We start from the raw sequence: 20,933 nt of genomic DNA, 5'->3' as shown, positions 1-20,933 counted from the left end.
CATGCGCGACTTCACTTGACCGTTCACGGACCTACGCTCGATCCGAACTCGGGTATTCCTCACGCCTGTTGGGGGCATGACGTCTCCACCGGCCGCACAACCTCGAGGAGGGGCACGTGCTAGAGCCCGTGTATCAGGCGGACGTCGTCATCGTGGGGGCCGGAGTCGCCGGCCTCGCGGCGGCCCACCGGCTGACCAGCGCAGGAGTAACGACCGTGGTCCTGGAGGCCGCCCATTGCGTCGGCGGCCGCATGTCGACCGAGAAGATCGACGGCTTCCGGCTCGATCGGATCGGTCAGCTCCTGTCGACGTCGTATCCCGAACTGCGCCTGACCCAGGGGCTCGACGGGCTCGTCCTGCAGCCCTTCGCGCCGGGCGTCCTGGTGCACAGCGAAGGGCGCCACCATCGCGCGGGTGCACCCCCGGCAGGAGGGGGCGCAGGGGGCGCACGCGGCGCACTCAACGCCGTACGCGCCTTGGCGAGTGCACCCCGCGCAACTTCCGCGCCCCGAACGGGGAACGGAACGCCGGGGACGCGGCCGACCGGACCGCGTATCGCCCGGCCGAGGGCTGCCGGACCGCGCTCGGCCGGACCCCGGTCCGGTGCCCCGCTCGGCAGTACCGTGGACCAGGCCCGCCTCGGTGCCGCGCTCGCCCGGATCGCGGCCACACCCGTGGAACGGCTGCTGGCCCGGCCCGAGTTGCCCGCAGGGCACGCCCTCCTGGCCCGGGGGCTCCCCGCCCGTACGATCGACGGCTTTGTGCGTCCGCTGCTCGCCGCGCTGCTGTGCGACCCGGAGCTGACCACATCGAGCCGCTGTGCCGACCTCGCGCTGCGCGCCTTCGCGAGCGGCCGGCTGTGCCTGCCGGAGGGCGGGGCGGAGGTCCTGCCGGAGCTTCTGGCGCGGGCGCTGCCACCGGGCACCGTGCACACCGGGGTCCGCGCCACGTCGGTCTCCACGACCTCGGTGACCACCGCCGAGCACGGTGAATTCCGTTGCGCGGCCGTCCTGTTGGCCACCGACGCGCATGCCGCAGCCGAACTGCTGCCCGGTCTGCGCGTGCCGGACTTCCACCCCGTCACGGTCGTCCACCACACCACGGACGAGCCTCCGTCGACCGGTGCGTCGCTGCTGCTCGACGCGGACCGCCGCGGCCCGGTGGCGCATACGGCGGTCGTCAGCCAGGTGGACCCGTCACGCGCGCCCGCGGGCCGCGCCCTGGTCTCCTCGACGGTTCTCGGCGCACCCCCGGCCGACATCGACGGTGCCGTACGGGCTCATCTGGCCCGCCTGTACGGCACCTCGACCGCGCGCTGGGAGACGCTCGCCGTGCACCACACCGCGCGGGCCGTGCCGGCGATGCGGCCGCCGTACGACCTGCGCAAGCCGGTGCGGCTGCTGGCCGGGCTGTATGTGTGCGGCGACCACCGGGACACCAGCACGGTCCAGGGCGCACTGCACTCCGGGCACCGGGCCGCGACGGCCGTCCTGGCGGACCTGGGCGCGGGTCCGATGCACATCGCGGACCCGCTGCCCACGGCCGCCTGAGGCTCAACCGCAGCCGCCTCGGCGCTCACTGCAGCGCGGCGACCTTGTCGCGGTACCCGCGCACCGGCGCCGCGTCCTTGTACGGCTCCAGCCGGCGCTCGAAGTCCCGTACGTACTCGACCGCCCGCACCGACCGCATCTCCGACGCCTGCCCGGCGGCCTCGGCCCCCAACTGGCAGGCCTGGTCCAGCTCGCCGAGGCCGAGCCGCGCCGAGGCCAGCACAACCCGGCAGAACAGCCGGCTGCGGGCGTAGCCGGGCGCCCGCAGCTGCAGCGAGCGCTCGGCGTGCTGGACCGCGGCCCGGTACTGCTGCAGGTCCCGGTGGCAGTGCCCGAACTCGTCGGCGAGCTGCGCCTCGTCGAAGAACCGCCCCCAGTAGGGGACTTCGTCGCCCGGACGGGCGGACTCCAGGGCGCGCTCGGCCCGTACGAGCGAGGCCGTGCAGGCCCGGACCTCGCCGAGCACGCCGTGGCCGCGCGCCTCGACGGCGTGCAGCAGCGCCTGGACGACCGGCGGCGCCGAGGTGCCGACGCCCTGCTGCGCCACGCGCGTGAGCTGTACGGCCTCCCGCCCGTGGCCGAGGTAGACGGCCTGCCGGCTCATGGTGACCAGCACATACGCCCCGTACATCCGGTCCCCGGCCGCCTGCGCGAGGCGCAGCGCCTGGACGAAGTAGCGCTGGGCGAGGCCGTGCGCGCCGATGTCGTACGACGTCCAGCCCGCGAGCCGGGTCAGATCGGCGGCCGCCGCAAACAGGCGGCGGCCCGTCTGCTCGCCGTAGGTGCCGCGGAGCATCGGCTCGGCCTCGTGCTCCAGGTAGCGCACCAGCGCCTGGCGGGCGTGGCCGCCGCCGTAGGCGTGGTCGAGGGCGCGGAAGAGCTCGCCGACCGAGCGGAGCGCGGCGATGTCGCCTCCGCTGACCTTCTGGCCGGGGCCGCGCTCGGACTGGCTGCGCTGCCGGGGGAGGACCGGGCGGCCCTGGGCGGGGATGCGGGGGACCGGCTCACCGCGGGTCACCTTGTCATCGGCCCGGCCGATCAGCCAGTCGCGGCTGGGCACGACCAGCCCGGCCGGGGTGAACGCGATCTTGCGCAGCTCGGCATGGCTGCCGGAGTCCTTGCGCCACAGACCGCTGACGATGTCGATGGCCTCCTCCGGGGTGGCGGCGAACTCCAGGCCCGCGTACACGGGAGCGCAGGCGTCGAGCCCGAGATCCTGCGCGGTGAGCCGGCGTCCGAGGCGCCGTGTGAACACCTCGGCGATGAGCGCGGGCGTGGTGCCGCGCGGCTGCTGTCCGCGCAGCCATCTGGTCACGGATGTCTTGTCGTATCTCAGGTCGAGCCCGTGTTCGAGGCCCAGCTGGTCGACGCGACGGGCGAGACCTGCGTTGGAGAACCCCGCTTCTGCGATGAGCGCGGCGAGCTGTCGGTTGGGGGTGCGCTGCGCGGGTCGTTCCGTCATCTGCGGTGCGGTCTCCGTATCGCCTGTGAGCAGCCATTATGGCCTTGTGAACGGCGCGAATGTAGCTGAGAGTGAGCGCCCGATCGCACACTTCGCCCCCCATTCATCCGATCGTGTGAGGATTGGTCGGTCGGGCTGACGGGAGCGACCGGACGACACCCGCCGACCGGCTGGACGTACAGTGGCGTGGGCGCCTTTCGCGCCTTACGAAGCTTCTAGGGAGGCGCTTGCCGTGAGTGAGTTGCGGTTCGTCCGTATGGGGTTCGGGGCGCAGGCCGTCGAGTACCAGGAGGCATGGGACGAGCAGCGCCGGGTGCACGCCGCCCGCTTCGCGGACGAGATCCCGGACACCTGCCTGCTGCTTGAGCACCCGCCGGTCTACACGGCGGGCCGGCGCACGGCGGACGACGAGCGGCCCCTGGACGGCACGCCGGTGATCGACGTGGACCGGGGCGGCAAGATCACCTGGCACGGCCCGGGCCAGCTGGTGGGCTACCCGATCCAGAAGCTCCCGCGCCCGGTCGACGTCGTCGCCCACGTGCGCCGCCTCGAAGAGGCCCTGATCCACACCTGCGCGGAGTTCGGCCTGGAGACGACCCGGGTCGAGGGCCGCAGCGGCGTCTGGGTCCTCGGGGACCCGGTCGAGCAGCGCCCCTCCCTCGGCGGCCTGTCCCTGGACTTCGACCCGCGCCTCCAGGACGAGGAGTTCGATCCGCGGCTGAACGGCCCGGAGTACGCGCCGTCCAACGCGGGGCAGCGGCGCGAGGACCGCAAGATCGCGGCGATCGGCATCCGTGTCGCCAAGGGCGTCACGATGCACGGCTTCGCACTGAACGTGAACCCGGACAACGCGTGGTTCGACCGGATCATCCCGTGCGGGATCCGGGACGCGGGCGTCACGTCCCTGGCCAACGAGCTGGGACGGGACGTGACGATCGAGGAGGTGCTGCCGGTGGCGGAACGGTATCTGCAGGACGTCCTGGAGAACGCTGAGCTGAAGCCGCGGGAAGTGCAGCGCGCGTCGGCGTGACGGCAGGATTTCCGCCCCCGCCGCCCCTGCCCTTCCCGTCCTCCAGGGGCTCCGCCCCTTCGACCCCGCCAGGGGCTCGGCCCCCTGCCCTCCTGCCCGGGTTCCGCCCCGGACCGGGTCCGGGGGCGGCCCCCGGACCCCCGCTCCTCAAACGCCGGAGGGGCTGATTTTGCAGCCTGTCGTGGGGGTCCCCCTGCTCGAGCGAAGTCGAGAGCTTGGGGGAGTTCGAGGACGAGGCCGTTCAGGCCGAGGCGGGGGGCTGGGGGCGGCAGCCCCCACGGACGGGACGGGCAGGGGCGGCGGGGGCGAGAACAACCCCCGGCTCGCCCCGGGAGGGGAATGCCCCCCGGGTCCCCCAGGTTGGCCTCGACACGGGGGCCGATAATCACGGGCGTACCCTTGTGTACGCCGAAGAATCGAAGCTACAGGGAGCCGACGTGTCCGCAGTCGCACCCGACGGACGCAAGTTGCTGCGCCTGGAGGTCCGCAACAGCCAGACCCCCATCGAGCGCAAGCCCGAGTGGATCAAGACCCGGGCGAAAATGGGTCCCGAGTACACGAAGATGCAGAACCTCGTGAAGAGCGAGGGCCTGCACACGGTCTGCCAGGAGGCCGGCTGCCCGAACATCTACGAGTGCTGGGAGGACCGCGAGGCCACCTTCCTCATCGGCGGCGACCAGTGCACCCGGCGCTGCGACTTCTGCCAGATCGACACCGGCAAGCCCGAGGCACTCGACCGCGACGAGCCCCGCCGCGTCGGCGAGTCCGTGGTCACCATGGACCTCAACTACGCCACCATCACCGGTGTCGCCCGTGACGACCTCGAGGACGGCGGCGCCTGGCTGTACGCCGAGACCGTACGGCAGATCCACCAGCAGACCGCCGGCCGCGAGGGCGGGCACACCAAGGTCGAGCTCCTGGCCCCCGACTTCAACGCGGTCCCCGAGCAGCTCGAAGAGGTCTTCTCCTCCCGGCCCGAGGTCTTCGCGCACAACGTCGAGACGGTCCCGCGGATCTTCAAGCGCATCCGCCCCGGTTTCCGTTACGAGCGCTCCCTCAAGGTCATCACCGCGGCCCGCGACTTCGGTCTGGTGACGAAGTCGAACCTCATCCTCGGCATGGGCGAGACCCGCGAGGAGGTCAGCGACGCACTCCGGCAGCTGCACGAGGCCGGCTGCGAGCTGGTCACCATCACGCAGTACCTGCGCCCGAGCGTCCGCCACCACCCCGTGGAGCGCTGGGTCAAGCCGCAGGAGTTCGTGGAGCTGAAGGAGGAGGCCGAGCAGATCGGCTTCTCCGGCGTCATGTCCGGCCCGCTGGTGCGTTCCTCGTACCGCGCCGGGCGCCTCTACCAGATGGCCGTGGAGAAGCGTGGCGAGTACATCGCCTCGCAGGCCGTCTGACCCGTCGTCACCCAGGGAGTGGCACCCGGTGCCAGTTCCCACGTGTGAATCCGCACACAAGTGACTACCGCCCGGTAGTGGCCGATTGACGCGGTCCTGACCGTCCCCGCAGCTAGGGGGGTACATCAGGGCCGCGTCAGGCTTTTGGGGCTGCGTATCAAGGTTTCATTGGCGTTTGACCGGTCAGTCACGCCCTGGTAACACCAAACAGTGACCCTGGTCTTACCGCACGTACAGCCCTGACCCAGAGCCGCCGATCCGAGGGGGGACCTCCACCATGCAGGCCGCGCCCGTTCGCGCCACCGCGATCCCGTCGTTCACCGATGCACTCCGTGCCATCGAATCGCTGCTCATGAGCGGCGGTCAGCGCACCGCCCGCCAGAACGCCTGGACCTCCGTCCTGGAGGACCGCCGCCGCGCCAAGGACCGGGTCGAGGCACAGCGCGTGCTCGACGCCGCCGCGTCGCGCTCGTAGTCATCGCATCACCGCGTCACCGCGTCACCGCGCCACCGCTCGCACTCCCCCCGCCGGAGCGTCCCCACCGCTCCCCCATCCGGCACTGCCGTCGTCGCCACTTCCCGGGCCACGTAGACTTCGTGGCATGGCGAGGAAGGAAACTGCAGCGGACGCTGCGAATGCCGGGCGACTGAAGCAGATCGCCCTTACCTACAAGATGACCCGCAAGGCCGACTCGAAGATCGGTCTTGTACTCGCGGCTGTCGGCATCATCACCTTCGGTGTCTTCCTCGCGATCGGTTTCTTGATCGGTCACCCCATCTATCTCGGCATCCTCGGCCTTCTGCTCGCCTTCCTCGCGATGGCGATCGTCTTCGGACGCCGGGCCGAGCGCGCCGCCTTCGGACAGATGGAAGGCCAGCCGGGCGCCGCCGCAGCGGTCCTGGACAACATCGGCCGTGGCTGGACCACCACCCCGGCGGTCGCGATGAACCGCAGCCAGGACGTGGTGCACCGCGCGGTCGGCAAGGCCGGCATCGTGCTGGTCGCCGAGGGCAACCCGAACCGGGTGAAGAGCCTGCTGGCCGCCGAGAAGAAGAAGATGGCCCGCATCGTCGCGGACGTCCCGGTGCATGACGTGGTCATCGGCACGGGCGAGGGCCAGGTCGAGCTGAAGAAGCTGCGTACGACGATGCTGAAGTACCCGCGGGTGCTTACTGGTCCCCAGGTGACCGCTACGAACGACCGGCTGCGGGCGTTGGGGGACCTGATGAGCAACATGCCGTTGCCGAAGGGGCCGCTGCCGAAGGGGATGCGGATGCCGAAGGGTGGGCCGAAGGCCCGGTAGGCCGAATGACTTCCTGATGGGCCGTCCCCCAAAACCTCCTGGTTTTGGGGGACGGCCCATCAGCGTTGTTGCCACCTGCGGCTCGGTGGGGGGCTGGTCGCGCCCACGCGGCGGAGCCTCCTGATGTCACAGCCCCGCGCCCCTGTCGGGGCGCTGCCACCCCCGCCCGTCCAAGAGGCGCCGAAACCCTCGGGTGCCGAAACCCTCAGATCCTGACCTCGACCGTCTTCGCCACCCGGTCGTGCAGGCCCCTGCCGTCCCGGTCCCAGATCAGGGGCGGGATCGCCAGGCACAGCAGGACCGTGCGGATGAGCGTGCGCAGGGGGGCGACACGGCCCGTGTCCACCGACACCACGCGGAGGCCGAAGAGGCGCTTGCCCGGGGTGGAGCCGACCGTGCCCACCGTCAGGATGCCCAGCACGAAGAAGATGAGCAGGGCCCAGTTTCCCGTCGCCTGGTTGTAGCCGTCGGTGATGAGGCCGTATGCGATCAAGAGGCACAGGCCCCAGTCGACGGCCAGGGCGCCGAGGCGGCGGCCGGGGCGGGCGATCGAGCCCGGACCCTCCTGGGGGAGGCCGAGCTGCTCCCCCCGGTATCCGAGGTCCGCTCCGGCTTCTTCCATGGCCGCGCGGGGACCGGAGAGCCACGATCCGATTGCTTGCCTGTTGTCCACCCGACCACGGTACTGCGCCCCTTTTGGACCGCATGGAGGCGGGGTCACGGAGGCACGCTCCGGTTAACCTGGGAGAAACAAATGGGTCACGCCTGAGAAATCCCGCGTCCCTAAGGTCGGCTACAGCGTGTGCCACCGCACTGGCCGCACAAAGAACTACCACCCCGGCGCGGACGGTCGGGAGTAGGAGGAGCTGGATGTTCCAGAACGCCGACGAGGCCAAGAAGTTCATCGCGGACGAGGACGTCAAGTTCATCGACGTCCGCTTCTGCGACCTGCCGGGCGTGATGCAGCACTTCACGGTGCCTGTCGAGGCGTTCGACCCGGACGAGCAGCTGGCCTTCGACGGATCGTCGATCCGTGGTTTCCAGGCCATTCACGAGTCCGACATGGCGCTGCGCGCGGACCTGTCGACCTCCCGGGTCGACCCCTTCCGCCGTGACAAGACGCTGAACATCAACTTCTTCATCCACGACCCGATCACCGGCGAGCAGTACAGCCGTGACCCGCGCAACGTGGCGAAGAAGGCCGAGGCCTACCTGGCCTCCACCGGGATCGCCGACACCGCGTACTTCGGTCCCGAGGCCGAGTTCTACGTCTTCGACAGCGTGCGCTTCGCCACCAGCGCCAACGAGTCCTTCTACCACATCGATTCCGAGGCCGGCGCCTGGAACACCGGCGCCCTCGAGGACAACCGTGGTTACAAGGTCCGCTACAAGGGCGGCTACTTCCCGGTCCCGCCGGTCGACCACTTCGCCGACCTGCGCGCCGAGATCTCCCTGGAGCTGGAGAAGGCCGGCCTGAAGGTCGAGCGCCAGCACCACGAGGTCGGCACCGCCGGCCAGGCCGAGATCAACTACAAGTTCAACACGCTGCTCGCGGCTGCCGACGACCTGCAGCTGTTCAAGTACATCGTGAAGAACGTCGCCTGGCGCAACGGCAAGACCGCGACCTTCATGCCGAAGCCGATCTTCGGTGACAACGGCTCGGGCATGCACGTCCACCAGTCCCTGTGGAACAACGGCGACCCGCTGTTCTACGACGAGGCCGGTTACGCGGGCCTGTCGGACACCGCCCGCTACTACATCGGCGGCATCCTCAAGCACGCCCCGTCGCTGCTGGCCTTCACCAACCCGACCGTGAACTCGTACCACCGTCTGGTGCCGGGCTTCGAGGCGCCGGTCAACCTGGTGTACTCGCAGCGCAACCGCTCCGCGGCCATGCGTATCCCGATCACGGGTTCGAACCCGAAGGCCAAGCGCGTCGAGTTCCGCGCCCCGGACTCCTCCGGCAACCCGTACCTCGCCTTCTCGGCCCTGCTGCTCGCGGGCCTGGACGGCATCAAGAACAAGATCGAGCCGGCCGAGCCGATCGACAAGGACCTGTACGAGCTGGCTCCCGAGGAGCACGCGAACGTCCCGCAGGTCCCGACCTCCCTCCCGGCCGTCCTCGACTCGCTCGAGCGCGACCACGAGTTCCTCCTCCAGGGCGACGTCTTCACCGCCGACCTGATCGAGACGTGGATCGACTTCAAGCGTACGAACGAGATCGCCCCGCTGCAGCTGCGTCCGCACCCGCACGAGTTCGAGCTCTACTTCGACGTGTGATCCGGCCGCTACGGTAGCTCCGGTAGCTCTCGTACAGCTCTCGTACGGAGCCCCGTCCCCGCCTTCCGGCGGGGACGGGGCTCCGTCGCGTTGTGTGGGCCGGACAGGGGGACGGTCACCCGTTCACAGGGACTCTTTGCCTGCCATGGGGTCGTTCGGAACCGGTTCATGGGGGTTGAAGGGCGCACAATGGGGGTGGGACGAGTGCCTTACTGCTGGGTACTGCGGGGTGATGCAGGATGCAGAGCCGGTTCCGGAGTGATCGGCGACTGACCGCACGGATGACGGTCACGCTGTTTCTGCTCGGATTGCTGTACGTGGCGTTCGTCGCCGCGTTGATCGTGCTGCTGAAGTCCTGGGTGCTGGTCGTCGTGATCGCGGCGGCGGCGCTCGGTGCGCAGTACTGGTTCTCGGACCGGATCGCGCTGTACGCGATGCACGGGCGGATCGTGGAGCGGGAGGAGTATCCGCAGCTGCACGGGGTGGTCGACCGGCTGTGTGCCGTGGCCGACATGCCCAAGCCGCTCGTCGCCGTCTCCGAGATGGACATGCCGAACGCGTTCGCGACCGGACGCAACCCGGACCACGCCGTGGTGTGCGTGACCACCGGGCTGCTGCGGCGGCTGGAGCCCGACGAGCTGGAGGGCGTGCTGGCGCACGAGCTGTCGCACGTGGCGCACAAGGACGTCGCCGTGATCACCGTGGCGTCGTTCCTCGGGGTGATCGCCGGGCTGGTCGTCCGGTTCGCGTTCTACTCGGAGCTCTTCGGCGGGCGGGGCCGCAAGGACCAGAACACCATCGCCGTCTTCGGCGCCGTCATGGGGATCTCGGCGCTCGTCTATGCGATCAGCTTCCTGCTGATCCGGGCCCTGTCCCGGTACCGCGAGCTGGCCGCCGACCGTGCCGCCGCCCATCTCACCGGGCGGCCCTCAGCACTGGCGTCAGCGCTCACCAAGCTCACCGGGGACATCGCCCGCATCCCGACGAAGGACCTGCGGACGGCACAGGCGTTCAACGCCTTCTACTTCACCCCCGCGTTCGGTGCCGAGCCGGGCATCTCCCGCTACTTCTCCACCCACCCGAGCCTGGAGCAGCGGCTCGAGCAGCTCGCCCGTATCTCCGCGGAGCTGGGTGAGGCGGCGGCGCCGGGAAAGGCGGGCTGAGCATAGATGGGTTTCCTGGACATTCTGCTGGGGCGTACGAAGCCGGTGGCGCCCGACCTCGACCAGCTCTTCGCCCTGCCGTCGGCGGCGGTCACGCTCGAGGCCGCCGCCGGTTTCACCCCGACCGGGAACGGCGCGGTCTGCTTCGCCACGGTCGAGGGCGGCGCCTTCACCCAGACGAACCGCGAGGTCCAGGCGCTCCTCGACGCGGACATCGACCGCAGCGGACCGCCCGTCGAACTGCAGCAGGACGACTACGGCTACTCCTGGCTGGTGTCGCGGCGTACGCCCGACCAGCTGTCCGCGCTGGTCAACGATCTGCACGCGGTGAACAGCGCGATGGAGGTCAATGGCTTCGGACCGCAGTTGCTGTGCTCGGTGGCCGGCTTCCAGGACGAGCGCGGGCGGCGCCTCGGCCTGGTCTATCTGTACAAGCGCGGCACCTTCTATCCGTTCGCGCCGCTCACCGGGCAGGGTGAGCGGCGCGACAACGCGCTGGAGCTGCAGATCAAGGCGGCTCTCGCGGGCGATCTGCGCATCGAGCAGGACCTCGGCCGCTGGTTCCCGATCTGGGGCGCGCCCGGTCTGTAGAACCGGCGGCCGGTCAGCCCTTCTTCTCCCGCTCCTGACGGCGGGCCTCGAAGGGGCGCTCGCGGCGGTAGCGGCGCTCCCACTTGGCCTGCTGGTCACGGCGCTCGCGGTACTGCTGGTAGGTGGCGGCCGATCCCGGGGCGGCTCCCGGGCCGGACGCCGAGGACGACCCCCGTCCGTACTGCACGTACAGGAAGACCAGGGCGACGGCGGCGAGCCACCAGGCGTGGTTGTTGAACCCTAAAACGAAAAGAACGACGGTTCCGGCAATGACAATGGTGCCCATGACGGGCCTCCGTGGGCGTGGGTGAGTGGTTGTGCCAGAGGGTCCGACGGGGTGCTGGGGGTGGCGGCCGCCGTCGGTGCGTAGAGAGTAGCCCCGAGTCCACCGGCTGGTGCCGGTCCGGCGGAAACCGGTGGTGGGCGGCTCCGGAACGCGTCTCCAGCGTAGGGAGGTGGTCACGGGGCGTGCATCTCCTTTTCCCGCGCCTGAGTTACCCGGTGCCATGAGCGAATACGGGCCATGAGTGAATGTGGGCCATGAGCCGACTCTTCTCCTTCGCGCACGATCACGAGCGCGAACGACTCAGCGGGGTGTACGGCGACGACGGCGGCGGCCCGGACGCGGCCACCGCCGTCGTGCTGCACGGGGCCGGAAACGGCTGCGCCGAGCGGCTGGTTCCGCTGCTGGAGGACTTCGTCGCGCGTGGCTGCCGTGGTCTCGCCTTCGACTTCTCCGGGCACGGCGGCAGCACCGGCCGCCTGGCCGAACTGAGCCTGCGGCGCCGCTTCGAACAGGCGGTCGCCGTGATCGACGCGCGGACGCCGGCCCACGGCCCGCTGATCCTCGTCGGCTTCAGCATGAGCGGACAGACGGTCGCGGACCTCGCCCGGCACTACGGACGGCGCGTGGTGGCCATCGGCCTGTGCGCGCCCGCGGTCTACGCGGCCGAGGCATGGCCGGTTCCATTCGGTGACGGCGCGGGCAGGTTCACCGAGATCCTTCGTACGCCGGGGAGCTGGCGTTCGGCACCCGCGTTGGAGGTGCTGCGGACGTACGAGGGCCGGGCCGTCCTCGCGGTGCCCGGTACCGACGCCGTGATCCCGCCGGAGGTGACCGAGGCGGTGGCTGTGGCGCTCACGGCGAACGCCACGTTCACCCGGTTCGACGTGCCCGGCGCGGAGCACCGGCTGGGCCTGTGGTTCCGCGACAACGCCGAGGACCGCGGCCGGTTCGTGGACACCGTCCTCACCCACGGGCCCTCGGTGACGACGGCTCCCCCGGCCGCGTAGCTGTGCTGTCCCGGGACGTGGGTGACACACGTGCCGGGCGCACGGCCTGGTAGTGGACGTACGGGCACCGGCCGCGACCGCCGTGCTCGGATCCCTGTTATGACACCGGCCGCGAATGAGCGGGACCCGGCCGTGAACCCGGTCCACGCGGACCCCTGGGCCGTGGACCCGACCCCGGCGCGCACAGCGTGGTGCCACGGATGCCGGCCACCGGCATCAATACCGCACCACGCGAACGGCGTCCGCAGCGACGACTCCGGAGAGCTTGCGGTGGCTGAGCGCCGTGGCGTTCTTCGATGCACCCGCGGCGACGTCGTCCACCGTCACGAGGGCCACATCGAGGAGCTTGCCGCTGTGGTCGCGGAAATCGACCTGGACGGCGTACGACCGGGACTGCGAGGTCGAGTTGGAGACCGTGACCTGCACGGACTTCCGCCCGTCGGCCTCGGTGGACACCGTGCCGAGCCGGGCGTCGCCCTTGGCGTTCACACCGCCTTTGATCTCGTCCAGTTTGTGGGCCGCCTCGGAGGTCGCGGAGGCCAGCGCCGACGACGCCTCAGAGGCGAGGGACGCCGCGGCGGAGGAGCCCTGAGAAGCGAGCGACTCCGCGGCCGACGCGGCCTTGGACGCCGTGGTCGAGGGACTGCCTTTGCCGGAACAGCCGCTGAGCACGAAAGCCGCCGCGATGACGACCGCGAGGCCCCACGCCGTGTCCCGTATGCCGTGTCGGGCCATCGTTTCTCCCGCCTTCCCCTGATGACTTCAGTGAAGGCCGGGACAAGGCGCGCCCGCATCTCGGATACGGCGCTTCGGGTGATGGGCGGTGCCTGGGACGGGCTTCCGGAAGGATGGGCGCCGTCCGGAAGGGACCGGAGTCCATGGAGGCGGAGTGGGCGGGCAGCAGCGGCACATCGGGGCGGCCGAGCGGCGGGCCAGGCTCGCGCTGCGGCAGCGGCTGGCCCCTGAGGCACGGGTGACCACGCCCGAGGAGGTCGCCGGATCGCTGGTCGCGCTGCACGGAACGGATCCGGCCACGGTGTACCTGGCCGTCGGCGCGCGGCTCACGGACGCGGGCAGGACGGTGGCGGAGGTGGAGCGGGCCCTGTACGAGGACCGGACGCTCGTGCGGATGCACGGCATGCGGCACACGGTGTTCGTGTTCCCGACCGGGCTGGCGGCCGCGGTGCATGCGTCCACGGGTCTCGCGAACGCGGCGAAGGCACGCGCCGGGCTGGTCAAGGACATGGTGACCGGGAGCGACGGCCGCCTGACGGAGGAATGGCTCACGGAAGTGGAGGCGTCGGCGCTCGCCGCGCTGGCCCGGCGCGGGCAGGCGACGGTCAACGAACTCACGCGGGACGAACCGCGGTTGAAGGAGCAGTTCACATACGGCGCGGGCAAGAGCTACGAGGCCCTGCACACCGTGTCGTCACGGCTGATGCGGGTGCTGGGTGTCGAGGGCCGGGTGGTGCGCGGGCGCCCGCTGGGTGCGTGGACGTCGTCGCAGTTCCGCTGGGCGGTCGCCCCGCCCCACCCCGAACTCCCGCCCACCGAGGCCCAGCCGGAACTGCTCGGCCGGTGGCTCACGGCCTGCGGCCCGGCCACGGAGGCGGACCTCAAGTGGTGGACGGGCTGGAAGGTCACGGACGTGCGCCGGGCGCTGAAGGCGATCGGAGCGGTTCCGGTGACGCTCGACGGCGGGGTGACGGCGTATGTGACGGCCGGCGACGAGGAACCGGTCGGCGCCCCGGCCGAACCCTGGGCGGCCCTGCTCCCGGGCCTGGACCCCACGGCGATGGGCTGGCAGGAACGGGACTGGTACCTCGCTCCGGAACTGCGCCCGGCCCTGTTCGACGGCAGCGGCAACGTGGGCCCGACGGTGTGGTGGAACGGCCGGGTGGTAGGGGGCTGGGCCCAGCGGCCGGACGGCGAGGTGCTGTGGCGTCTGCTGGAGACGGAGGGGTTGGGCAGCGAGGAGCGAGCGGCGATCGAGACGGAGGCAGCGCGGCTGGGGTCGTGGCTGGCCGGCACCCGGGTGACACCACGCTTCCGGACACCATTGGAGCGGGAGCTGTCCGGCTGAGCAGGGGTATGACCAGCGCGTCATGAGGGTCCCCCCGCTCGAGCGAAGTCGCGAGTGGGGGAGCTCGAGAACGAGGTCGTTCAGGCCGATGGGGTATGAGGGCGAAACTCCCGGGGACGGCAACCCCAACGCCGGGCGCCCTCGGAACAACAGGGCACCCGGCGCCAAGGCTCAGCGGCTGTACCGCATGAGCGCCCGCACCATGTGACACGTCGTGTCCGACGGCGGATGCACTCCGATCAGCTCCGCCGTGCTCCGGATCTTCTCGTTGCGGGCCTGGTTCGGCACGTACACCCCGGAGTCGAGCAGGGCGATCGCGAGACGCATCGCCTTGAGGCGCCGGTTGTGCGTGACGTACCACTCACGCGGCCGCCCCGGCGGGAGCGGTCGCTTCTCCACCGGCGCGTACGGCAGGTCCATGAGCACCGGGTGCTTGGCGGTGGACTGGGTCGGCTTCGGCTTGGTTGCGGCAGCGGGCACAGGCATCCTCCTGTCGCGGTCAGGGAGCCGCCGGACACCCCGGCAACTCCCTCGAACACTCCTTATAGTTTACTGCCCGGCACTGACATCCAGGGAGTCCGCAGAGGTCGGCAAACGTCCAGGTGGGCAAGGTAATTGTCGCTGTGTCACACCCGGTCCGCGAGATGCGTGTGAGACGGCGGCAAATTCGAACAGAGCTCGCGCGGGCACGACGAGGACCCACCCGGGAACCCCGACCCGAAATCCGACAAGGTCGTCGCAACGGCCACCGTCGGCACCAGCCCTTTCGGCGTGGCAGCGGGCTGATCCGGCTGCTGCACCGATGGGGGCATCCCTCGCTGCCGAGTCCGGCTCAGCCTCCGGGAACGGTGTTTCGACTACCGTGTGATCCGTGGAGATCTGGATCAACCCGGCCTGTTCGAAGTGCCGCAGCGCACTCACCCTGCTCGACGCCGAGGGCGCCGACTACACCGTGCGCCGCTATCTGGAGGACGTACCGAGCGAGGACGAGATCCGCGAGGTGCTGACGCGGCTCGGTCTCGAACCGTGGGACATCACCCGCACCCAGGAGGCGGACGCCAAGGAACTCGGCATGAAGGAGTGGGCGCGGGACGACTCGAACCGCGACCGCTGGGTGCGCGCGCTCGCCGAGCACCCCAGGCTCATCCAGCGGCCGATCATCACCGCCGACGACGGTACGGCCGTCGTCGCACGCACGGACGAGGCGGTACGGGACGCTTTGTCCCGCTGAACCCAACTCCTGTGTGACCCACGTTACTTCGGTGACTCCTGTAACCGCTGAGTAACCCCGTTCGGGATCTCGTACATAGCGGCGTACCTATCGCATCCGGCCGACCACCGAGACGGCCGGGGACAGGAGGCGCGCATGTCGCGTAGGAGAACCCTCAGCCCCAAGAAGAAGATTGCACTTCTGACCAGTGCCGTCGTGGTGGCCGGCGGCGGGGCCTTCGCCCTCGCGGCCACCTCGAACGCGGCGAACGTGCAGAACGCATCCAACTCGACGGTCTGCAAGGGCCTGGCCACCGCGCTCGGCAACAACGAGTCGTTCATCGCCGCGCAGAAGGCCAAGCCGGACGCCCAGTCGGCGGCGCGGATCGCCAACCGCGAGGCGGTCGTCGCCCAGATCAAGCGCCAGCAGGAGGCGTCCGGCTGCCAGGTCGGGGAGTCGATCCAGGCGGGCGGAGCGGCTCAGTCGGGAGGATCGGCGCAGTCCGGCGGCACCGCGCAGGCCGGGGGGTCGGCTCAGGACCCCCAGGCCTCGGGGGCCGCCACCTCCGCGCCCGCGGCGACGGCACCCGCGAACAACACCGGGAACGCCGGGAACGCCGCGAACGCCTCGGGGCAGCAGGTCTGCAAGGGCTCGACGGTCACGCTCTCCGGCGAGGGCGGCGCCCCGGCCGCTTCCAGCAACCAGTTCCCTTCGGGTACGAAGCTGAAGGTCACCAACCTGGACAACAACAAGTCCACGACGGTCACCGTCACTTCGGTCTCCGGTAGCTGTGTGCTGCTCAACAACGCGGCCTTCGAACAGGTCCGCGAGCCCGGCAAGTTCCTGATCCGCCGGGCCCTGATCGAGAAAGTGGGGTGAGATCAGCGGCCTAGGAACTTCAGGAGGCGGCGGTTCGTGGCCGCCGGGTTGGTCTGCGGCAAGGCGTGGTGTGAGACGTCCGGCAGGACGTCGGTCTCCACCTGTGGCAGCAACTCGGCGCCCCGAGCGGCCACTTGAGCCGGGTCATGAGTCCTGCTGCGCGCGGCCACGAGCAGCAGGACCGGCACGTGCAGCGAGCGCAGCGCGGCGGCGCTCGGGCGCGGCCCCGTGACCGGCTTCACCGCCGGGAAACCGGCCGTCGCCTCCTGGAGCCGCAGCCACTCCGCGTCGAGCGGCGCCCCGCCGGTCTCCCACTCCAGGAAGGCGCGGATCCGGCGCGCGGAGGGGCGCAGCAGCATGGGAAGGGCGTGCAGCAGGTAGGCGGCCCGGAATCCGGCGAAGCACTGCGTCGGATCGAGCAGGGCAAGGCGGGCCACGCGGCCGGGTGCGTGCAGCGCGTAGTGGAGGGCGATCCAGCCGCCGTACGAGTGGCCGCACAGGGCGGTCGTGTCGGCCCCCAGGGCGTCCAGGAGCAGGTCCAGCCAGTCCATGAGGTCGGCCACCGTACGGAGGGGGTGGCCGGCCTCGCTCGTACTGCGGCCCGGCTCACCGATGAGGTCGACGGCATACACGCGGTGCGTACGGGCGAGCGCCTCGACGCACCCGAACCAGGAGGCCGAGGTCGCGCCGCCGCCGCCCGGCAGGAGGACGAGCGGCGGTGCGTCGCGGGAGCCGCACACGTTCACATGCGTCACACCGAAGCGGGTGGTGACGGTGAGCGCCTCCCGGTCCGCGGGCCACTTCGCCATCACCGTGTCGTAAGCCGTCCGGAACCCCTGAACATCGAATGCGCGGTCGATCATGCACCCTCCCTTATTATCTCGTTCAGCGAGATAATCGGTCAGCGAGATGATAGTCGGAAGGAAGGCATGTCGGACCACGAACGCGAGATGGAGATCGTGCATTTGCTGCGCGCGGTGACCGCCGAACTCGGTCTGCACAGCTCCCGGTTCGCGAACCGCAACGACATGCACCCGACGGACGTACGCGCCCTGATCGCCCTCATGGACGCGTCGCGCGCCGGGGAGGACATGACGGCGGGCCGCCTGGGTTCGCTCCTCGGGCTCAATTCGGCCGGCACCACGGCCCTGGTCGACCGCCTGGAACGGCTCGGGCACGTGCGGCGCGTACGGGACGGGCGCGACCGGCGACGGGTGCTCGTCGAGGTCGACGAGCGGGCGGTGGAGCTTGGGTGGGAGTTCTTCGGCCCGCTGATCGAACGGGCGGTGGAATTGCTGAAGCGGTACGACGAGCGGGAACTCGCCGCGATCCGGGGGTTCCTGGGCGGAGTGCGGGACGCCGCGGCCGGGGACGGCATGCATCACGGCACAGCATGACCCGGTAACACACGGTTCACACTCGGGCAATGATCGGGAAATCGCCTGTTGACAAGCTGCCGGGCAACAACCGCGGCGCCCCAGTGCCGCAGCGCCGCAGCACCCGCAAGTGCGCCTGACCCACCCCCGAAGGATGTGGCCCGTGACCTTCAAGGCTGAGTACATCTGGATCGACGGCACCGAGCCGACGGCCAAGCTTCGTTCCAAGACGAAGATCATCGCGGGCGCCCCCGCCGGCCTCGACGCGCTGCCGATCTGGGGTTTCGACGGGTCCTCCACGAACCAGGCCGAGGGCCACTCCTCGGACTGCGTGCTCAAGCCGGTCTTCTCCTGCCCGGACCCGATCCGCGGCGGCGACGACGTGCTGGTCCTGTGCGAGGTCCTCAACACGGACATGACCCCGCACCCCTCCAACACGCGTGCCGCGCTGACCGAGGTCGCCGAGAAGTTCGCCGCGCAGGAGCCGATCTTCGGCATCGAGCAGGAGTACACCTTCTTCGACGGCTCGCGTCCGCTCGGTTTCCCGGAGGGCGGCTTCCCGGCCCCGCAGGGCGGCTACTACTGCGGTGTCGGCGCGGACGAGATCTTCGGCCGTGACGTCGTCGAGGCGCACCTGGACAACTGCCTGAAGGCGGGTCTGGGCCTCTCCGGCATCAACGCCGAGGTCATGCCCGGCCAGTGGGAGTTCCAGGTCGGCCCGCTGGCCCCGCTCGACGTCGCCGACCAGCTGTGGGTCGCCCGCTGGCTGCTGTACCGCACCGCCGAGGACTTCGGCGTCTCCGCCACCCTCGACCCGAAGCCGGTCAAGGGCGACTGGAACGGCGCCGGCGCGCACACCAACTTCTCCACCAAGTCGATGCGCGAGGGCTACGACGCGATCATCACCGCGTGCGAGTCGCTCGGCGAGGGCTCCAAGCCGATGGACCACGTCAAGAACTACGGCGCCGGCATCGACGACCGCCTGACGGGCCTGCACGAGACCGCCCCGTGGAACGAGTACTCGTACGGCGTCTCCAACCGCGGCGCCTCGGTCCGCATCCCGTGGCAGGTCGAGAAGGACGGCAAGGGCTACATCGAGGACCGCCGCCCGAACGCCAACGTCGACCCGTACGTGGTGACCCGCCTGATCGTCGACACCTGCTGCACGGCGCTGGAGAAGGCCGGCCAGGTCTGATCGACGCCCACGGCTCCCGAGGGGGGCGTCCACCGTCCGGTGGGCGCCCCCCTCGTCTTGTCTCCGTCAACTTCCCTCCAGGGAAGCGTCCGACCAGTGAGAGGAGTCTCCTGCGGGACCCGGGTGTCTGCTTCAATGGGGCCATGACCGGCTTCCAGAAGTACAGCGCGACGGGTCGCCATGACCTCGAGCCCTTCTGGCCTTCCCGTCAGCACCACGACTTCGACCGGGTGTGTTGTCGCGCGGGGAACGCGCGGGCCCTCTAAAGCCGTACACCCCGGCCTTCGGCCAGCGCGCACGACGTACGTCCTCGACGACCCCGACCACGAACTCGCGGTCGTCGGCCTCCCCGACGAACTTCTCGCGCGAAAGAGCTGACCTCTCATGGCGACCACCCGTTCTCTCTCGACCGCCACCACCCTCAAGCCCACCACCGCCCCGTCGAACGGCTCCGCACGGCACCGGCTGCGTGCCGTGGACCGGAACGAGACCGTCGACGTGGCGGGCCTCCTTCCGCCGGGCGCCACCTGGCTGCCGGCGCCCCAGCACTCCGTGCCCGGCCTGCCGGGCCGGCCGCCGATGATCGGCTACCTGGTGCTCGTCCCGGCCGACCAGCAGCCGCCGTTCCTGCCGGTCGCAATGCCGGACCACCCGGACGCCGTGGACACCGACGACACCGGCCGCGGCGGCGATGCGCTCGTCCGCATCGACGCCGCACAGCGCATCGCCGAGGTGGACGGACGGCCGCTCGACCTCACCTACCTGGAGTTCGAGCTGCTCGCCCATCTGGTCGCGCACCCGCACCGGGTGCACACCCGGGACCAGCTGGTGACCACGGTGTGGGGCTACGGGCACGTGGGCGACGGACGCACCGTCGACGTCCACGTCGCCCGGCTGCGGCGCAAGCTGGGCGCCGAGCACCGCAAGGCGATCCAGACGGTACGGCGCGTGGGCTACAAGTACGCGCCGCCGACCGGGCGTTGACGGTTCCGGGAACCGCCGGTTCTCCGGTTCTCCTGGTAGCAGATTCCCGTTCCGTCCCGCGGCCGGGTCGGGCAGAGTCGCCGGCATGAGACTTCTGGTGCTCGGTGGTACGGAGTTCGCGGGACGGGCCGTCGTGGAGGCGGCACTCGGGCGGGGCTGGGAGGTGACCGTCTTCAACCGGGGACGGCACCAGCCCCCGCCCGGTGTGCGCACGTTGCAGGGCGACCGCACCGCGCCGGGCGGGTTGGCCGCGCTGGCCGAGGGCGAGTGGGACACCGTCGTCGACACCTGGTCGCGGGCGCCCCGCGCGGTGCACGAGGCCGCCCGGCTGCTCGCCGGCCGCGCCGGACGGTATGTGTATGTGTCCAGCTGTTCGGTCTACGCGTGGGCCCCGCCCGCCGGGTACGCCGAGGACGCGCCCCTCGTCGAGGGTGCGGAGGCCGACGCAGACCTGACCGAGTATCCACAGGACAAGCGGGGCGGTGAGCTGGCCGCGCTGGGCGCCTTCGGCGCTGCCGGCTCGGTGTTCGTGCGGGCCGGGCTGATCCTCGGGCCGTACGAGAACATCGGCCGGCTGCCCTGGTGGCTGACCCGGATCGCCCGCGGCGGCCCGGTCCTGGCCCCGGGACCACGGGACCTGCCGCTGCAGTACGTCGACGTCCGGGACCTCGCCGAGTGGATCCTCGGCGCGGCGGAGCAGGAGCTAAGCGGACCGTACAACCTCGTCAGCCCGCAGGGGCACGCCACGATGGGCGACCTCCTCGACGCCTGCGTGGACGTCACGGGCACGGCAGCCGAGCTGCGCTGGACCGACCCGGATGTCGTCCTCGACGCGGGCATCGAGCCGTGGACGCAGCTGCCCGTGTGGGTACCCCCGAACAGCGACATGCACGACGCCATGCACAGCGGGGACGTCTCGCGGGCGGTCGCGACGGGCCTGGACTGCCGCCCCGTCACGGAGACCGTGGCCGACACCTGGAGCTGGCTTCAGGGCATCGGCGGCACCGCGCCCCAACGGCCCGACCGGCCCGCGGTGGGCCTCGACCCCGCGGTGGAGGCGAAGGTGCTCGGCCTCTGAGCTTGTGACCGTCGGGCCGGGGGTGGTGTCAGGTACACCCCCCGGCCGGGTG

At 70.7% G+C, this 20,933-nt stretch carries 22 protein-coding genes; 16 read left to right on the top strand and 6 right to left on the bottom strand.

Features of this window, described 5'->3' with window-relative positions; all coding sequences use genetic code 11:
* Positions 1 to 116: 116 nt before the first annotated feature.
* Positions 117 to 1,550, top strand: coding sequence for an NAD(P)/FAD-dependent oxidoreductase (locus ABT186_RS13990; protein ID WP_351925186.1), 1,434 nt, complete (start codon positions 117 to 119; stop codon positions 1,548 to 1,550).
* A gap of 25 nt (positions 1,551 to 1,575) precedes the next feature.
* Here ABT186_RS13990 and ABT186_RS13985 read toward each other — a convergent pair whose 3' ends face one another.
* Positions 1,576 to 3,012, bottom strand: coding sequence for an NsdA family TPR-like regulatory protein (locus ABT186_RS13985; RefSeq protein WP_351235219.1), 1,437 nt, complete (start codon positions 3,010 to 3,012; stop codon positions 1,576 to 1,578).
* A gap of 232 nt (positions 3,013 to 3,244) precedes the next feature.
* On the opposite strand from ABT186_RS13985, the gene lipB reads away from it, so the two are divergent.
* From lipB to ABT186_RS13965, 4 genes are all read left to right on the top strand, one after another.
* Positions 3,245 to 4,042: a lipoyl(octanoyl) transferase LipB gene (gene lipB / locus ABT186_RS13980; protein WP_351235221.1), complete on the top strand. Its 798-nt coding sequence runs from the start codon at positions 3,245 to 3,247 to the stop codon at positions 4,040 to 4,042.
* A gap of 437 nt (positions 4,043 to 4,479) precedes the next feature.
* Positions 4,480 to 5,445 (top strand): lipoyl synthase, encoded by a 966-nt coding sequence (lipA, locus tag ABT186_RS13975; RefSeq protein ID WP_351237612.1) that lies wholly within the window; start codon positions 4,480 to 4,482, stop codon positions 5,443 to 5,445.
* A gap of 277 nt (positions 5,446 to 5,722) precedes the next feature.
* The gene (locus ABT186_RS13970; protein WP_351237610.1) at positions 5,723 to 5,920 is read left to right on the top strand and encodes an SCO2195 family GlnR-regulated protein; all 198 of its coding nucleotides are present in this window, start codon (positions 5,723 to 5,725) and stop codon (positions 5,918 to 5,920) included.
* Positions 5,921 to 6,047: 127 nt separating this feature from the next.
* On the top strand, positions 6,048 to 6,749 hold the full coding sequence (locus tag ABT186_RS13965) for a DUF4191 domain-containing protein (RefSeq protein WP_351237608.1): 702 nt from the start codon (positions 6,048 to 6,050) through the stop codon (positions 6,747 to 6,749).
* A 205-nt stretch (positions 6,750 to 6,954) separates the two neighbouring features.
* Here the strand turns inward: ABT186_RS13965 and ABT186_RS13960 are convergent, their stop codons facing one another.
* On the bottom strand, positions 6,955 to 7,422 hold the full coding sequence (locus tag ABT186_RS13960; RefSeq protein ID WP_351237606.1) for an RDD family protein: 468 nt from the start codon (positions 7,420 to 7,422) through the stop codon (positions 6,955 to 6,957).
* Between the two features lie 197 nt (positions 7,423 to 7,619).
* On the opposite strand from ABT186_RS13960, the gene glnA reads away from it, so the two are divergent.
* The 3 genes from glnA (at position 7,620) to pspAB (ending at position 10,783) form a co-directional block, all read left to right on the top strand.
* Positions 7,620 to 9,029 (top strand): type I glutamate--ammonia ligase, encoded by a 1,410-nt coding sequence (gene glnA / locus ABT186_RS13955; protein WP_351237604.1) that lies wholly within the window; start codon positions 7,620 to 7,622, stop codon positions 9,027 to 9,029.
* Positions 9,030 to 9,268: 239 nt separating this feature from the next.
* Entirely contained in the window at positions 9,269 to 10,192 is a 924-nt protein-coding gene (gene htpX / locus ABT186_RS13950) for a zinc metalloprotease HtpX (RefSeq protein WP_351234986.1), read from the top strand.
* A 6-nt stretch (positions 10,193 to 10,198) separates the two neighbouring features.
* On the top strand, positions 10,199 to 10,783 hold the full coding sequence (pspAB, locus tag ABT186_RS13945) for a PspA-associated protein PspAB (RefSeq protein WP_351925184.1): 585 nt from the start codon (positions 10,199 to 10,201) through the stop codon (positions 10,781 to 10,783).
* Between the two features lie 13 nt (positions 10,784 to 10,796).
* On the opposite strand, the gene ABT186_RS13940 is transcribed toward pspAB, so the two are convergent.
* The gene (locus tag ABT186_RS13940) at positions 10,797 to 11,069 is read right to left on the bottom strand and encodes a hypothetical protein (protein WP_351234990.1); all 273 of its coding nucleotides are present in this window, start codon (positions 11,067 to 11,069) and stop codon (positions 10,797 to 10,799) included.
* Between the two features lie 254 nt (positions 11,070 to 11,323).
* Between ABT186_RS13940 and ABT186_RS13935 the strand changes: the two genes are divergently transcribed.
* Positions 11,324 to 12,076, top strand: coding sequence for an alpha/beta hydrolase (locus ABT186_RS13935; protein WP_351234992.1), 753 nt, complete (start codon positions 11,324 to 11,326; stop codon positions 12,074 to 12,076).
* A 216-nt stretch (positions 12,077 to 12,292) separates the two neighbouring features.
* Here the strand turns inward: ABT186_RS13935 and ABT186_RS13930 are convergent, their stop codons facing one another.
* Entirely contained in the window at positions 12,293 to 12,811 is a 519-nt protein-coding gene (locus ABT186_RS13930) for a hypothetical protein (protein WP_351925182.1), read from the bottom strand.
* A 154-nt stretch (positions 12,812 to 12,965) separates the two neighbouring features.
* On the opposite strand from ABT186_RS13930, the gene ABT186_RS13925 reads away from it, so the two are divergent.
* Positions 12,966 to 14,159 carry a winged helix DNA-binding domain-containing protein gene (locus tag ABT186_RS13925; protein ID WP_351234996.1) on the top strand — a complete coding sequence of 398 codons (1,194 nt, stop codon included), beginning with the start codon at positions 12,966 to 12,968 and terminating at the stop codon, positions 14,157 to 14,159.
* 171 nt (positions 14,160 to 14,330) lie between these two features.
* Here the strand turns inward: ABT186_RS13925 and ABT186_RS13920 are convergent, their stop codons facing one another.
* Positions 14,331 to 14,639 (bottom strand): hypothetical protein, encoded by a 309-nt coding sequence (locus tag ABT186_RS13920; protein ID WP_351234998.1) that lies wholly within the window; start codon positions 14,637 to 14,639, stop codon positions 14,331 to 14,333.
* Positions 14,640 to 15,030: 391 nt separating this feature from the next.
* On the opposite strand from ABT186_RS13920, the gene ABT186_RS13915 reads away from it, so the two are divergent.
* Both ABT186_RS13915 and ABT186_RS13910 read left to right on the top strand, forming a co-directional pair.
* Positions 15,031 to 15,390 carry an arsenate reductase family protein gene (locus ABT186_RS13915; RefSeq protein ID WP_351235000.1) on the top strand — a complete coding sequence of 120 codons (360 nt, stop codon included), beginning with the start codon at positions 15,031 to 15,033 and terminating at the stop codon, positions 15,388 to 15,390.
* Positions 15,391 to 15,525: 135 nt separating this feature from the next.
* Positions 15,526 to 16,248 (top strand): SCO2207 family protein, encoded by a 723-nt coding sequence (locus ABT186_RS13910; protein ID WP_351235002.1) that lies wholly within the window; start codon positions 15,526 to 15,528, stop codon positions 16,246 to 16,248.
* A 2-nt stretch (positions 16,249 to 16,250) separates the two neighbouring features.
* Here ABT186_RS13910 and ABT186_RS13905 read toward each other — a convergent pair whose 3' ends face one another.
* A complete protein-coding gene (locus ABT186_RS13905; protein ID WP_351235004.1) occupies positions 16,251 to 17,111 on the bottom strand; it encodes an alpha/beta fold hydrolase in 861 nt (286 codons plus the stop codon).
* A 66-nt stretch (positions 17,112 to 17,177) separates the two neighbouring features.
* Here ABT186_RS13905 and ABT186_RS13900 point away from each other — a divergent pair, with 66 nt between their 5' ends.
* From ABT186_RS13900 to ABT186_RS13885, 4 genes are all read left to right on the top strand, one after another.
* Positions 17,178 to 17,645, top strand: a complete 468-nt coding sequence (locus ABT186_RS13900; protein WP_351235005.1) for a MarR family transcriptional regulator — start codon at positions 17,178 to 17,180, stop codon at positions 17,643 to 17,645.
* A 142-nt stretch (positions 17,646 to 17,787) separates the two neighbouring features.
* The gene (gene glnII / locus ABT186_RS13895) at positions 17,788 to 18,819 is read left to right on the top strand and encodes a glutamine synthetase (protein WP_351925180.1); all 1,032 of its coding nucleotides are present in this window, start codon (positions 17,788 to 17,790) and stop codon (positions 18,817 to 18,819) included.
* A 384-nt stretch (positions 18,820 to 19,203) separates the two neighbouring features.
* On the top strand, positions 19,204 to 19,803 hold the full coding sequence (locus ABT186_RS13890; RefSeq protein ID WP_351235009.1) for a winged helix-turn-helix domain-containing protein: 600 nt from the start codon (positions 19,204 to 19,206) through the stop codon (positions 19,801 to 19,803).
* An 85-nt stretch (positions 19,804 to 19,888) separates the two neighbouring features.
* Entirely contained in the window at positions 19,889 to 20,881 is a 993-nt protein-coding gene (locus ABT186_RS13885) for an NAD-dependent epimerase/dehydratase family protein (RefSeq protein WP_351235011.1), read from the top strand.
* The last annotated feature ends 52 nt before the right edge of the window (positions 20,882 to 20,933 follow it).

The sequence above is a fragment of the Streptomyces sp. NPDC001634 genome (assembly GCF_040298185.1).
Taxonomy (GTDB): domain Bacteria; phylum Actinomycetota; class Actinomycetes; order Streptomycetales; family Streptomycetaceae; genus Streptomyces.
Note: the sequence above shows the minus strand (reverse complement) of the source record. Positions and strands in the feature narration are given on the sequence as shown.

Excerpts from the sequence above, each read along its gene's own strand:
- ABT186_RS13900 (WP_351235005.1), top strand. The coding sequence starts at position 17,178 with ATGTCGGACCACGAACGCGAGATGGAGATCGTGCATTTGCTGCGCGCG.
- ABT186_RS13965 (WP_351237608.1), top strand. The coding sequence starts at position 6,048 with ATGGCGAGGAAGGAAACTGCAGCGGACGCTGCGAATGCCGGGCGACTG.
- ABT186_RS13885 (WP_351235011.1), top strand. The coding sequence starts at position 19,889 with ATGAGACTTCTGGTGCTCGGTGGTACGGAGTTCGCGGGACGGGCCGTC.
- ABT186_RS13930 (WP_351925182.1), bottom strand. The coding sequence starts at position 12,811 with ATGGCCCGACACGGCATACGGGACACGGCGTGGGGCCTCGCGGTCGTC.
- ABT186_RS13910 (WP_351235002.1), top strand. The coding sequence starts at position 15,526 with ATGTCGCGTAGGAGAACCCTCAGCCCCAAGAAGAAGATTGCACTTCTG.
- pspAB (WP_351925184.1), top strand. The coding sequence starts at position 10,199 with ATGGGTTTCCTGGACATTCTGCTGGGGCGTACGAAGCCGGTGGCGCCC.
- glnA (WP_351237604.1), top strand. The coding sequence starts at position 7,620 with ATGTTCCAGAACGCCGACGAGGCCAAGAAGTTCATCGCGGACGAGGAC.
- ABT186_RS13890 (WP_351235009.1), top strand. The coding sequence starts at position 19,204 with ATGGCGACCACCCGTTCTCTCTCGACCGCCACCACCCTCAAGCCCACC.
- ABT186_RS13940 (WP_351234990.1), bottom strand. The coding sequence starts at position 11,069 with ATGGGCACCATTGTCATTGCCGGAACCGTCGTTCTTTTCGTTTTAGGG.
- htpX (WP_351234986.1), top strand. The coding sequence starts at position 9,269 with ATGCAGAGCCGGTTCCGGAGTGATCGGCGACTGACCGCACGGATGACG.
- ABT186_RS13970 (WP_351237610.1), top strand. The coding sequence starts at position 5,723 with ATGCAGGCCGCGCCCGTTCGCGCCACCGCGATCCCGTCGTTCACCGAT.
- ABT186_RS13905 (WP_351235004.1), bottom strand. The coding sequence starts at position 17,111 with ATGATCGACCGCGCATTCGATGTTCAGGGGTTCCGGACGGCTTACGAC.
- ABT186_RS13985 (WP_351235219.1), bottom strand. The coding sequence starts at position 3,012 with ATGACGGAACGACCCGCGCAGCGCACCCCCAACCGACAGCTCGCCGCG.
- ABT186_RS13935 (WP_351234992.1), top strand. The coding sequence starts at position 11,324 with ATGAGCCGACTCTTCTCCTTCGCGCACGATCACGAGCGCGAACGACTC.